19 protein-coding genes are annotated in these 12,849 nt (G+C 39.6%); 9 read left to right on the plus strand and 10 right to left on the minus strand.

The features are described from left to right. Positions 1-22: 22 nt before the first annotated feature. Entirely contained in the window at positions 23-226 is a 204-nt protein-coding gene (locus FTV31_RS03225) for a helix-turn-helix domain-containing protein (RefSeq protein ID WP_179992044.1), read from the minus strand. Positions 227-336: 110 nt separating this feature from the next. Here FTV31_RS03225 and FTV31_RS03230 point away from each other — a divergent pair, with 110 nt between their 5' ends. The 9 genes from FTV31_RS03230 (at position 337) to FTV31_RS03270 (ending at position 4,503) form a co-directional block, all read left to right on the plus strand. After that, positions 337-1,002, plus strand: coding sequence for a S24 family peptidase (locus FTV31_RS03230; protein ID WP_218948667.1), 666 nt, complete (start codon positions 337-339; stop codon positions 1,000-1,002). A 302-nt stretch (positions 1,003-1,304) separates the two neighbouring features. Then, complete coding sequence (locus tag FTV31_RS03235; protein ID WP_306669704.1) at positions 1,305-1,601, plus strand: hypothetical protein; 297 nt, start codon at positions 1,305-1,307, stop codon at positions 1,599-1,601. 94 nt (positions 1,602-1,695) lie between these two features. After that, positions 1,696-2,226, plus strand: a complete 531-nt coding sequence (locus FTV31_RS03240) for a hypothetical protein (RefSeq protein WP_180012971.1) — start codon at positions 1,696-1,698, stop codon at positions 2,224-2,226. Positions 2,227-2,237: 11 nt separating this feature from the next. Next, positions 2,238-2,471, plus strand: a complete 234-nt coding sequence (locus FTV31_RS03245) for a hypothetical protein (protein ID WP_180012973.1) — start codon at positions 2,238-2,240, stop codon at positions 2,469-2,471. 229 nt (positions 2,472-2,700) lie between these two features. Further along, complete coding sequence (locus tag FTV31_RS03250; RefSeq protein WP_180012974.1) at positions 2,701-2,946, plus strand: hypothetical protein; 246 nt, start codon at positions 2,701-2,703, stop codon at positions 2,944-2,946. A gap of 1 nt (position 2,947) precedes the next feature. Beyond that, positions 2,948-3,538 carry an HNH endonuclease signature motif containing protein gene (locus FTV31_RS03255; RefSeq protein WP_180012975.1) on the plus strand — a complete coding sequence of 197 codons (591 nt, stop codon included), beginning with the start codon at positions 2,948-2,950 and terminating at the stop codon, positions 3,536-3,538. Continuing rightward, entirely contained in the window at positions 3,538-3,903 is a 366-nt protein-coding gene (locus tag FTV31_RS03260; RefSeq protein ID WP_180012976.1) for a hypothetical protein, read from the plus strand. Before FTV31_RS03255 ends, FTV31_RS03260 begins: the two co-directional genes overlap by 1 nt. Next, entirely contained in the window at positions 3,896-4,210 is a 315-nt protein-coding gene (locus FTV31_RS03265; protein ID WP_180012977.1) for a hypothetical protein, read from the plus strand. The genes FTV31_RS03260 and FTV31_RS03265 overlap by 8 nt, the downstream gene beginning before the upstream one ends. After that, positions 4,207-4,503 carry a hypothetical protein gene (locus FTV31_RS03270; protein ID WP_180012978.1) on the plus strand — a complete coding sequence of 99 codons (297 nt, stop codon included), beginning with the start codon at positions 4,207-4,209 and terminating at the stop codon, positions 4,501-4,503. The genes FTV31_RS03265 and FTV31_RS03270 overlap by 4 nt, the downstream gene beginning before the upstream one ends. Here FTV31_RS03270 and FTV31_RS03275 read toward each other — a convergent pair. The 9 genes from FTV31_RS03275 to FTV31_RS03315 all read right to left on the minus strand — a co-directional run bounded on the left by FTV31_RS03275 (position 4,500) and on the right by FTV31_RS03315 (position 12,750). Further along, positions 4,500-5,516, minus strand: a complete 1,017-nt coding sequence (locus FTV31_RS03275; RefSeq protein WP_180012980.1) for a site-specific integrase — start codon at positions 5,514-5,516, stop codon at positions 4,500-4,502. The genes FTV31_RS03270 and FTV31_RS03275 overlap by 4 nt on opposite strands. 244 nt (positions 5,517-5,760) lie before the next feature. Further along, a complete protein-coding gene (gltS, locus tag FTV31_RS03280) occupies positions 5,761-6,984 on the minus strand; it encodes a sodium/glutamate symporter (RefSeq protein ID WP_180012981.1) in 1,224 nt (407 codons plus the stop codon). Positions 6,985-7,108: 124 nt separating this feature from the next. Further along, entirely contained in the window at positions 7,109-7,330 is a 222-nt protein-coding gene (locus tag FTV31_RS03285) for a hypothetical protein (RefSeq protein ID WP_180012983.1), read from the minus strand. A 16-nt stretch (positions 7,331-7,346) separates the two neighbouring features. Then, positions 7,347-7,622 (minus strand): hypothetical protein, encoded by a 276-nt coding sequence (locus FTV31_RS03290; RefSeq protein WP_180012985.1) that lies wholly within the window; start codon positions 7,620-7,622, stop codon positions 7,347-7,349. Between the two features lie 30 nt (positions 7,623-7,652). Continuing rightward, a complete protein-coding gene (locus tag FTV31_RS03295) occupies positions 7,653-8,336 on the minus strand; it encodes a PD-(D/E)XK nuclease family protein (RefSeq protein WP_180012987.1) in 684 nt (227 codons plus the stop codon). Positions 8,337-8,409: 73 nt separating this feature from the next. Next, entirely contained in the window at positions 8,410-11,049 is a 2,640-nt protein-coding gene (locus FTV31_RS03300; protein ID WP_180012989.1) for a bifunctional aconitate hydratase 2/2-methylisocitrate dehydratase, read from the minus strand. A gap of 297 nt (positions 11,050-11,346) precedes the next feature. Further along, complete coding sequence (locus FTV31_RS03305) at positions 11,347-11,616, minus strand: hypothetical protein (RefSeq protein WP_004783805.1); 270 nt, start codon at positions 11,614-11,616, stop codon at positions 11,347-11,349. A gap of 215 nt (positions 11,617-11,831) precedes the next feature. Beyond that, positions 11,832-12,191, minus strand: coding sequence for a hypothetical protein (locus FTV31_RS03310; RefSeq protein ID WP_004783806.1), 360 nt, complete (start codon positions 12,189-12,191; stop codon positions 11,832-11,834). Positions 12,192-12,303: 112 nt separating this feature from the next. Further along, positions 12,304-12,750 carry an I78 family peptidase inhibitor gene (locus tag FTV31_RS03315; RefSeq protein WP_004783808.1) on the minus strand — a complete coding sequence of 149 codons (447 nt, stop codon included), beginning with the start codon at positions 12,748-12,750 and terminating at the stop codon, positions 12,304-12,306. Positions 12,751-12,849: the final 99 nt, after the last annotated feature.

Consider the following 12,849-nt stretch of genomic DNA (forward strand, 5'->3'; position numbering starts at 1 on the left):
ATTCAAATGCTTAATAATTAGATCAAGCAGTTAGGGGTAACTTTTTTCTACTAAGGGGTGTATGTGTTTCTACATTTAAAAATCGCTGGTATCCGGTTGGGACACCGTTGCTTCTCCAGACAGAAATCGTTCCTTTGGAGCAGCCGAGCAATTCTGCTAATTCGGTATCTGATTTGCAGCCATAACGCTCGCGCAAATCATCAACTGTGAATTGATAAACGCTCATAATATTAAACCTAAATCAATTAAAGTTTAACCTATTAAACAATATAGTTTAAGACTCTGTCAATCAATATGTTTAATATTCCAAACATCAACAAATAGGATTCAATTTCCATGATCGAGACCGTGGCCGATCGCATTGACAAGCGAATGAAAGAGCTAAAAATTAAACAGGTCGATCTAATTAATAAAAAAGTGGCAAGCAAAGGGACTATTTCTTTGTGGCTATCTGGTGGGGCTGTTCCAAGTGGCGAACGATTGGTTAAATTGTCTAATGAATTGAAAGTTGATGCGGCTTGGATTTTGACTGGTCAAGGCAACATAAATGACCGATTGGACAATAATGTTGACTTAAATCCTTTGGCTACAGTAATTTATGCTCCTGTAATATCGTGGGTTCAGGCAGGGGATTTCACCGACATGGAGTCGATAAGCAATTTAGCGGAATGTGAGAAGCTCCCATTAGTACCAGGCGCAGGCAGAAGAAGCTTTTATCTTGAGGTGAAAGGTTTGAGTAATGCGCCATATTTCGAGGAAGGCGAAAAAATCTGTATCGATCCAGATTATCAACTTGAAGACATTCAGACTGGTGAGATGGTTGTTGTGAAGTGCAATGATACAGCAACCTTTAAGGCATTGATTTCAGAGTCAAACGGATACTTTTTAAAGCCTCTTAATCCAAACTGGAATGAGCAGGTAATCCCATTAAATGAAGATTGTATGCTCGTAGGTAAATACGTAGGCTCATTTAAGCCAGCTAAGAAGTTTAACCTGTTCTAAATCTTAAAAGTTTAATAGCCCGCCTAGTGCGGGTTTTTTATTGTCCAGAATTTAAGTATCCAAACATAAAATTAAAAATTTGTTTAATTTGTCAAACTTTTATATTGACACCCAAGTTTAATTGTTTAAACTAAATATCACAGGAAATAAAAAGCTCCAGCGTAGCCTACGACAACTACCTGGAGCGTGACCCACACCAAACTGTGAGTGAAATTATTATGAATAAAAAACCTATTCGCTTCAACCCAAACATTACAGGGGCTTTGTTCCTGGGTATTTTGGGAACTCTTTCTTTAGGTGCTATGGCATTTGATTCAAGCAAGCCTGTGAGCTTTCAAGCTGAATCTATCGAAGATCAACCGCAAATCGACATCGCTGCCCCATCGTACCAGGTGGAAAACGCAGTCTGCCACCAGTACTGCACCGCAAAAGTTAAAGCTGGTGAATACGACATCTATGTTGATTATCAACTTGATAATGGATCAGTCGAGTTCCTAGACATTCTGAACGTGGTTCATTTTGACAAGACTGTGAATGCATACGTTGATCGTTATGAGATTGAAAAGATTAATGCTGCGATTGCTGGGGGTGCTAAATGAACACTTACGCTCAATTCTGTGGATGTGGTGCGGCAATTTCACTTAACCAAATCTTGCTGGAGTAATTCTTAATTTTAACCTTGTGGGAGAAAAGATGATTCTTGATTCACCCGACCAGATCTTTACTGCTTTAAGTGATGGTCGAGAAGTTTACTGGTGTGAGGAAGGATCAGAGGATTGGACACCGTTAAATCAGAAAGCACAGATTAATTTTTCTGATTTATATACAGGTTTTCTTAAGTTCATGGCTTTGGACCTACCTGTAATCAAAATGCCAATCCCTGTGTTGGATAGCCGATATTTTTCAGCCTTTATTCGCAATGAACAGGGTTTTGAAATTTACCGAATCGGAAACAACCCATGCCGTTTTTATGCCCTCAAGGTTAAGGGAAGCACTTTTATATCTGATTATTTTCGAAATATCGATATTTACCAAATTGAACCGAGCGGAATGCTCAAAAAATTAGATAAAACCATAGCCCCTAAATGGCTGACTGAGAATCTGGAACGCACCAGATCAGGAAGCAGAAGAAAGGCCCGTAACGCAGCCTTAGAACAGACCGGATTCTTTAGCACACAGGAATATAAAGATTTCCTTCGGTCTAAGAAGTATGCACCTAAATAAATGGAATCAATATGAAGTTCCTAAAAGTTGAAAACAAGATTTTGAATATTGAGCAAATCAAAAGCGTTATTGAAAACTTCGTAACTGTTGGTTTTTCAAAAGAAGCTGATGATTTGCCATTTAGCGATCCAATAAAAGAAGTTCGCGGCATCATGGTCCACATGATCAATAGCTCCGAGTTTGAATATTTTGTTTTTGAAAGCGAAACCATTGAATCATTTTATGAAAAATTGGTGGCAGCATGAAAAAACACTATCGAGTCCACCCTCTCATGAGTGAAGCCTTCATTATCTGGCTCACTCACCTTGGGTATAAATGCGTAATTTCCGCTGGCGGTGCACAGTTTTATAACACTGCTACAGGTAAGGGCTTTCCGCGAAACGTAATGATTATGGCGAATGGTCGCTAGAATAAAGCAGCGACTGAGTTGTTTGAAGAATTTAAGGGGCATGACCCTTTTGGCGAGGTGGCAGCATGAGCACATTAAAAGATTTGAACAAGCACCTGTTTGATCAACTGGATCGCTTGGCAAAGGCTGATAAGGATAGCCTAGATTCTGAAGTTAAGCGCGCCCAAGTCATTTCACAAGTGAGTGAGCAGATTGTGGATGCACACAAAACTCAATTGGAAGCTGTGAAACTGGTGGCTCAATACAAAGGCCTTAACTCGAATCAAGAAGCGCCACAGATTTCTGTTGGTGATATGAATGTGAGTGTTTGATATGGCGAAAGGTAAACCGATCAAATACACCGAAGAAATGCTGATGTTTTTACGTCAGCATGAGGAAACGCCACGTGCTGAGCTAACTTGCAAATTTAATGAGAAATTTGGCTACAGCCTTTCAGTGGACAGCATAAAAGCAAAGTGTTTACGCATGGGGTTAAAGACTGGCCGAACCGGTTGTTTTTCACCTGGTCATAAAACTTGGAATGCTGGAGTAAAAGGACTTACCAGTGCCAACTCAACATCGTTTAAGAAAGGCAATACTCCTTTCAACCACAGGCCGGTTGGTTATGAGCGAATCACTGTTGATGGTTATGTTGAGATTAAAACGGCTGAGCCGAATGTTTTTGAGTTGAAGCACAGGTGGATCTGGGAGCAACAACATGGACCAGTCCCTGACAACCATGTCCTTGTTTTTAAGAATATGAACAAGCAGGACTGTCGGTTAGATAATCTGATGCTGATCACCAGGGCTGAACTTGCTCGATTGAATCAATCTTTTTCAAAGCTTGCCACGCCAGACACAAATGAGACGTGCATCCTGATGGCAAAACTTAAAGATAAAACACATAAATTGAAGGTGGTGTGATGGATATTGAAAAATTAAAAGCTGAATTTGAGCAGACCGAATGCTTTAAACGTCTTGAGCATGTTGCACAGTACACATTTTTTGAATTTGGAGCATACATCAAACGTACTGATGTTCCTGCTGATATTGAAAAGAAGTGTGGAAAATTAATCACAGCCCTTCTTTTTAGTTGGTCCGCCTGGAAGGAAGCCAAAGCCCAAGCCATTCCTGATGGTTTTGTGGTTGTACCGAAAGAGCCAACTCAAACAATGCTTGATAGTGCTAGAGATTGGTCTGCTAAAAAGTATGGAAAAGCCGTTGGTAATGATGGTGCTTCCGGTTGTTACAAGGCCATGATCGAAGCACAGGAGCCAGCCAATGACTGAAATTCAACAAACAAACATTGCTGTGGCGAACTACATCATTGATCAGCTGTATAAAGAGAAGCCTTTCAATTTGGTTTTGGATGCAGGTCAGACCGGATCTTTATACAACATTGCGAGTGAGTCACATCACTTGCACAGTGACTTTGTGCGAAAACTGGAAGCAACCTTAAGACAGCGCGTGAGCAATGGCACTGGTGTGATTCTTGAGATTAATAGCAATGCTGATCTGTATTACCACATGCTGTCGTCATATATCGCGAAGTTTGATCAGTATGGCGTGGTGAAGAGTTTGGGAGAGGTTTCATGAATGCAGTTATGAAGTATGTGATTGAGGTTGAAAGTGACACTCCACCAACTGTGTTATTAGGCCAAAATCTGTTTGGCGGACGTGTTACTGCTTTGAAAATTGAAGATATGCCAAAATTGGTTTCAGTTGCTTGGCTGGTAGAGCGTTATGGGTTGTCAAAAACGACCATCATCAAAAAGCTAGAAGGACATAATCAAGGTACTGATGGCAAACACCTTTATGATGCTAAAACCGCAATGGCTGTATTGTCTAACGCACCAAAAAGCAAACGCGGAGCTAAACGAGTCAATTAAGACCCGTTTAGCATTTTGCTGATTTCACTTGCAGTTGGGTTGTAGTAAGTATTCAACAAGATCTTAGGCGTTTTGTGGCCGGTAATCTTCATCAAAATTTCAATCGGCACTTTTCTCAATTTAACCAGTCGAGTGATACCTTCATGACGTGTATCGTGAAAATGCAAATCATGCAATTTTAATTTACGGACACGGTTTCCAAACATGTTTTGGAAAGTCCCACTTTCAATATCGACCAACCTATTCGATCCATTATTTGGAATAAGCTTCAAAAGCTCCTTTGCGCTATTTAATAGGGGCACATCCCTTGCATCGCCATTCTTAGTTTCTGGTAAATGAATATAGTCATCATAGATATCTGTCCATTCAATTCCCAGAATCTCCCCTTGCCTCATACATGTCTCGATTGCGAACAAGAAAGACCAGGCTATAAGCTGCTCAGTGGTTTGCGGAACCTGGCCACGTTCATAATTATGCGCTTTCAAAATTAGTTCAATCTCGCCATCGCTAATGCGTCTGTTTCTGGGTTTAGGTTGTGGCGGTTTACTCATTGAGAAAAAAGGGTTGGTTTCAATCAGGAATAACTCTTTTTGAGCAAATGTGAAAATTGCAGAGAATAGCGACACATCCCGGAGCAAAGTACCAGTACTCACTTTTTTAAGTCGCTCGTTGCGCCACTTAGTTAGTACTGGAGGAGTAATGTCGTGAATAGACATTTCAGCGATTTCAGGAAATGTTTTGATGAAATGCTTAATTGAAATATTGATCGATCTGCTTGTCTTTTTATACTGCCCAACTTTTTCATAATAGTTGTGCATGAGTGCAGAAAATGGATAGTATGGCTTTTCATTGATATCGCCATTTGCTTGTTCAGTTTTGAGCTCAAGCAATTTTAGCATTGCCCATTGCTCACACTCTTTCTCAGTATCCCGGGTGGCACTGATTCGCTTACCTTTGTACATAAGTTCAATGCGATAAGAATCACCACGTTTTCTAGCTTTAGGTATCTTCATCTTGGCGTAAATTTGGCGTAATTTAATTAATATTCTAACCTAAAAACTGTTGTTTTCGTCCAAAATGTAAATAATTCAAGAAATTAAAAGAGGCATAAAAATGCCCTAAATTTACTTATAAGCTATTGTTTATACTATATATTTATAAGAATACTGAGCACAAACAACAACTTATCTATCCAACCAATAACCCCTAACCATGGGGCTTTTTCATGTCTATATGATTTTAAAGTTGTATTAAAATTTAACCGAAAAATGCAATGATGCTCTGAATCACCACAGCATTCACAATATCAATAAAAAATGCACCACACAGCGGTACGATTAAAAATGCTTTATGTGATGGACCATAACTATTGGTGACCGCCTGAATATTGGCAATCGCAGTCGGTGTTGCTCCCATACCAAAACCACAATGTCCTGCTACCAATACAGCGGCATCGTAATTTTTTCCCATGATTCTAAAGGTCACAATTGCGGTAAATAAAATCAGTACCGCTGTCTGCGCAAACAAAATGGTAATGAGCGGGCCTGCCAAATCGGCCAACAACCAGAGTTGCAGTGACAATAAAGCCATAGATAAATACAGGGACAATGACGCGTTGCCAAATACATCAATGGCACGGTCGAAGATATCGACTTTTAGTACATGCTCCAGGAAGTTACGTACAATCACCCCTGTCCCTAGGGCCCAGACAAAGGTCGGCAGTTCGAACCATCTTCCCTGACTAATCTCTGTCATTTCATTCGCAACAAAAATACATAGTGCAAACATCCCCAAAGTCGACACTGCATTACTGGCTGTAATTAGTCGGGTTTTCTTTGGATATTCGAAGGGTGCGGTGTTGATGCTAGTATCGAGTTGTTGTTCATTAGTCTCTTGCGCTACTGTCTCTGCCAACTGATTGCGTTTAATCAGGAATTTGGCAATCGGACCACCTACCAGTCCACCAATAATCAAACCAAAGGTAGCACTCGCCATACCAAGGACAATTGCCCCCTGGATGCCATATTGAGTTTCAAGCACTTCACCCCAAGCACCGGCAGTACCATGACCACCCGTTAAAGTAATCGAGCCAACAATCAGTCCAATTAATGGATCAAGTCCAAGTGCTGTCGCTAAACTCATACCAACCGCATTTTGTACGACTACAAATAAAATGACACAGACCAGAAAGATCAAAAGTGATTTTCCGCCTTCTTTGAGCTTCAAAAAGTCTGCACTTAAACCAACGGAGGTGAAGAACATCAGCATCAGGATGGTTTGAATCTCTGAATTAAATGTGGCACTGATATTAAAAAATTTATAGAGAATAAAAGCCGCAATCGCTGCGACTAAACCGCCGATCACGGGTTCAGGTAAATTATAATTTCTAAAGAAGCCAATTTTACTAACCAGATACCGCCCAATAAAAAGAAAAAATACTGCAATCACCAAGGTGCCAAAGGCATCGATTTCATAATTCATAACATTCCCTATTGGCTTTATTTTCATACAGTTTTAGGAAATAAGTATGAAAAATCAATTTTAGAAATGTTATGCAAGTTACTGTTTCTAGTAATTGTTTAATTTACAGCCTGAATAGAGACAATTAATGTGGTGGAATATCATAAACCCAGTTGCATGCTTGCTGGTCTATGGTGGTTTCACAGACATAGTAATCATGATCCCAAGCATCTTGATGGAAGATTACCTTTTTATGGTAAGTTACCTGTTTACCATTTTCGACACAGATAAAACTGTCGCCTTGGTTTTTGACTTGAGTTCCGTTACGGAAACCACCAATACAGAGGAATCGGGATTGTTTGGGCATAGTTTATTAATTAAAATTATAAAGATGTAAAATCATTCTCTTTTAAAGCATATTTTTCAATAAAATCTGTATATGACTTTAAATTTTGAATAGTTTTTTCGATATCAATTAATTTTGAGTCCTTATCTTTAGTCAAGTATTCAGCCGTAAGAATTGTCATTGTTTCACCGTTACCAAAACGTGCTGGTTTTTTAAAACTTAAGTTCTCTTGCTTAGCCTTTTCTATATAATATTTATAACAATAATTTCTAAATTTTGTGTAATTTTCAGGTTTCAAAGCATTTATTTTCAAAACAAGTTTATCTTCTTGAATTTGAAGGTATTACCAACAGCTCTCATTTTTTTGAAAAGCCCACCAATACCCCATGAACCCACCATTTTGATTAGGGACATATCCCCAATCACCACGATTTAATTCTTTTTGCAAATACTTAAAAAATCCTACCCAATTTTTATGATTCCATTCTTCTTTATGAACATATGCATTAACTTCATTTTCTATAGAATATATATAATCTTTGAAATCATTAAAAATATCACTTGGTATAGACGTATAATTGTCTAATACAGAAATTAATCTATCTCTAGAGAAAATCTTAAATCCATCTGCTATTTCTTTTTTATAATTTGACTGGTCATGCGTTTTAAAAAATATTGCTAAAACGTTTTCTTCACCCACCTCTGAAGAAATAATATTTCTATATCTGGTTAGTTGATCTCCATGAGATTTTGCTGCAGTTTTATCTTCAATGACAATAGAATAATTATTTATTTTTAATAAGATATCTATATTTTGATATTGTTTTGAAAGACTAAATTTTTCAATATTCTTTGGTATTTCCTTATTTTCTAATTTAAAAAATTCTGATATTAAGTTTAAAGCACAATTTTTTAAATCCTGATTAATATTATTATATTTAGGATTTGCATGATCTAATAGCCAAAAAATAAAAGCATCTTGTGATAATTCTTTTGTTGCATATGTAAATATATTCGGTTTATGCATTTTTATACTCAAAAAATAAGGGCTGATTAATCAGCCCTTATTTCTAACTCAATTTAATTTATTTTTCAACAAATTAAGCTAATTGAGCAGCAGCGATTTTCTTAGTATCTACGTCTTTGGCAGCATCTGTATACTCGCCCATCTTGTCGAAGTTCAAGTATTGGTAGATGTCAGCAGACATGCTGTCGATTTGAGCAGCGTACTGTTGGTATTCTTCTGGAGAAGGTAATTTACCTAATACAGCAGCAACAGAAGCAAGCTCAGCAGATGCTAGGTAAACGTTAGCACCTTGACCTAGACGGTTCGGGAAGTTACGAGTAGATGTAGACACACAAGTAGTGTTTGGAGCTACACGTGCTTGGTTACCCATACATAATGAACAGCCTGGCATTTCAGTACGAGCGCCCGCTTTACCATAGGTATTGTAGAAACCTTCTTCCATCAATTGGTGTTCGTCCATACGAGTTGGAGGAGCCAACCATAGACGAGTAGATAAAGAACCACCAGGTACTTTGTCTAGAAGTTTACCAGCTGCACGGAAGTGACCGATGTTAGTCATACAAGAACCGATGAATACTTCATCAATTTTCACGCCTTGAACGTCAGAAAGAAGTTTCGCATCATCTGGGTCGTTCGGGCAGCAAAGAACTGGTTCAGTAATTGTTGCTAGGTCGATTTCATACACTTTAGTGTATTCAGCGTCAGCATCAGCTTTAAGAAGTGATGGGTTAGCCAACCATTTTTCCATGTTCTCAACACGGCGCGCCATAGTACGAGCATCGCCATAGCCTTGTGAAATCATCCACTTCAGCATAGTGATGTTAGAACGTAGGTATTCAGCAACTTTCTCTTCAGAAAGAGTGATCGCACAACCAGCAGCAGAACGTTCAGCAGAAGCATCAGAAAGTTCGAATGCTTGCTCAACAGTCAGGTCAGTTTCCATTTCTGTCAGGTCGATCTCAAGGATACGGCCAGAGAAGATGTTTTTCTTACCTTTCTTCTCAACAGTCAGGTCACCTTCTTGGATCGCTACGTAAGGAATTGCATGTACTAGGTCACGAAGCGTGATACCAGGTTGCATTTTACCTTTGAACTTCACAAGAACAGACTCAGGCATGTCTAGTGGCATAACGCCAGTTGCTGCAGCGAATGCTACAAGACCAGAACCTGCTGGGAATGAAATACCGATTGGGAAACGAGTATGTGAGTCACCACCAGTACCAACAGTATCTGGAAGAAGCATACGGTTTAACCAAGAGTGGATAATACCGTCACCTGGACGTAGAGAAACACCACCACGGTTCATGATGAAATCAGGAAGCGTGTGTTGCATTTGAACGTCAACTGGTTTTGGATACGCAGCTGTGTGACAGAAAGATTGCATTACCAGGTCAGCAGAGAAGCCTAGGCAAGCCAAGTCTTTCAATTCGTCACGAGTCATAGGACCAGTTGTATCCTGAGAACCAACTGTAGTCATACGTGGTTCACAGTAAGTACCTGGACGGATACCTTGACCTTCAGGAAGACCACAAGCGCGACCAACCATCTTCTGAGCAAGAGTGAAACCTTTGCCAGTGTCAGCAGGTTGTACTGGAGTACGGAACAGAGTTGAAGGCTCAAGACCAAGCTCTTCACGTGCTTTAGTTGTCAAACCACGACCAATGATCAGGTTAATACGACCACCCGCACGAACTTCGTCTAGAAGTACTGGAGTTTTAAGGTCAGCTTCAGCGATTTGAGCGCCGTCTTTGAACGCAGTTACTTTAGCAGCAGCCTTGTCGATTTTAAGAGTGATTTCATCACCCATGTTCATGTTTGCTACGTCGATTTCAACTGGTAACGCACCAGCGTCTTCCATAGTGTTGAAGAAAATCGGAGCAATTTTAGAACCTAAGCAGTAACCGCCTTCTTTCTTGTTAGGAATGTGAGCGATTTCGTCACCGAAGAACCAAAGTACAGAGTTAGTTGCAGATTTACGAGAAGAACCTGTACCAACAACGTCACCTACATAAGCAACTTTGTTGCCTTTCGCGATGAGTTCTTTGATTTGGTTTAATGGACCAACTTCACCAGGAACTTCTGGGTTGATGCCATCACGTTCGTTTTTCAGCATTGCATTTGCGTGCAATGGAATGTCTGGACGGCTCCAAGCGTCTTGTGCTGGAGACAAGTCATCAGTGTTAGTTTCGCCAGTTACTTTGAAAACTGTCAGTTTGATTTCTTCTGGAACGTCTGCACGGTTTGTGAACCATTCAGCGTCAGCCCATGATTGAAGAACAGCTTTTGCATTTGCATTACCTGCACGTGCTTTATCAGCTACGTCATGGAACGCATCAAATACAAGAAGCGTTTTTTTCAAAGCTTCAGCAGCAAGACCACCAAGCTCTGCGTCTTCTAGAAGTTCAACTAAAGGAGCAACGTTATAACCACCAAGCATAGTGCCCAGTAAGTAAACCGCACGTTCTTTAGAAACTAGTGGAGAAGTCGCTTCGCCTTTTGCCAATGCAGCTAAGAACGCAGCTTTTACGTATGCAGCTTGGTCAACACCCGCTGGAACACGGTTTTCAAGCAAGTCAACTAAGTATGCTTCTTCACCAGCTGGGGGATTTTTTAATAATTCAACTAATGCAGCAGTTTGAGCATCATCAAGTGGCTTCGGTGGGACTCCGAGTGCGGCACGTTCTTCAACGTGTTGGCGGTAAGCTTCTAGCACGGTGTTATTCCTCTTTTTTAAAAAATTACCTGTGAATTCCTGCTTTATAAAAGCTTCACAAATAATATGGACTCTAAAATTTTACTAAAATTCCAGTTAAAAGTTAATGCAAGTACAGTGTTTCTTTGTGATGCTCATTATTTTATAACTAAATGATGCTTATAAAGATCATTCAATAATCAAATCATCATCGCCTTGCATAATTTAAGTACAGATATGGCAACTTTTAACCAAATTTGACGCATAAAAAAGGCAACATCGATGTTGCCTGATTTACTTAGAAAAAGATACTACACCTTAGTGGACTGTCGTTGAGTTCAAATATTGCTGAAAAGCGTCCCGACAACCCTCAAATTTTAATTCGCATTGATCTTCATAAGTCTGACTATGGTTGTTGCTGGCAAAGGAAATCTCGACCAAACAGCGTTTTTTGTCTTGCTCCAAGATCTGCTTAATCACGACCTTGTCTCCTACACTCAGGACATAGCGTCCGCCACCGATAATCGCCAATCCTTTTTCATCTTCTAACAGCAGATCTGAGTGATATAAATACTTCACGACGTCCATATTATTGTTCTCCTCAAGGCTTTGGAGTTAAATTCATTATTCAATATAAAGATAAGCATTTCTATATTTTAGATTTAGCAATTGTCACAAATTATATTTAATATTGCTTAGGCTATTTTTATTATTAGAAGAATTTTCTTATATCTATAAACCACTATTTATTTTGAATGATGATTTCTTAGTTTGTTTTATTTAAATATAAAAAAAACCGTTCCTTAGAACGGTTTGTAATCTGGCATTTTATCATGCGGTGTGGCGATACATTTTTCGGTAAATTCAGCGCGGACTTTCTCACGGGCTGCATCTACATCGGTCTTAATTTCCTGTTCCGGAAGTGCATAGACTTCATCGATAATATTTAGGATAAAACCGCGAGTAATGTCATCATCGATCTTGTTGGCATGCTCAACAGCCTTTTCTTTCTCGATCGCATTCTGACGATCCAGCATAATGGTTCGTGCAGCATTCCCCACACTACGACAATAGCCATGCCACTGCTCTTCAGGGGTTAAAGGTTTTTTCTCTGCACAGCCGACCAGAGCAACCATCAGCGATAAAGCAAATAACTTTTTCATGAATTTCTCCTTCCGAGAGGCACTATAAGAGATCAGCGCAGATTTGTCATTTAAAATGAAATTTCTACCTATTCTTATTGATACTGCCTGCTCGAAAGTAGCATTTCATATCTTAACCACAGCTTGCCTGAACTACTTTCTTAGTGGCTGGATCTACAGTGACCGTCACACGCTCTTCACGATAATCCATAGTGACAGGCTGGCCAGGTGCAACCATGCGTACCATTTGAGCTTTGGTTTTTTCTTTGATTTGCGCTTCAGTTAAATTCGATTGACCCACCAGTGCAGCTGCCTGATCAGCGATACATTTAGGCTGGTTTGCTCGGAAATATTCCCATTCTTCGACCACTTGCCCATTTTTTATATGACAATAGCCCACTTGCCCATTAGTTTCATTACGGATTTCCAGCTTTCCACCCTGATTGATACAATAGGCACTCGCTGGATTGGCTGTTCCTAATGACGCAGAGTTTGAATCAGGCGACTGGGTTGTACTACAACCAGCAAGGAGGATGGATGCAAATAATCCGGACAAACCAGATAAAATTATTTTTTTCATGAGCGGTATTCTTCTAAAGGAATTCGCCTTTAATGTAGCATATTCCATTTATAGCGTCAGATCTGAAAAGGCTTGAGTGTTTGTAATTCTGTAAAAAGC

Source organism: Acinetobacter sp. YH16031 (genome assembly GCF_013417335.1).
GTDB lineage: Bacteria > Pseudomonadota > Gammaproteobacteria > Pseudomonadales > Moraxellaceae > Acinetobacter.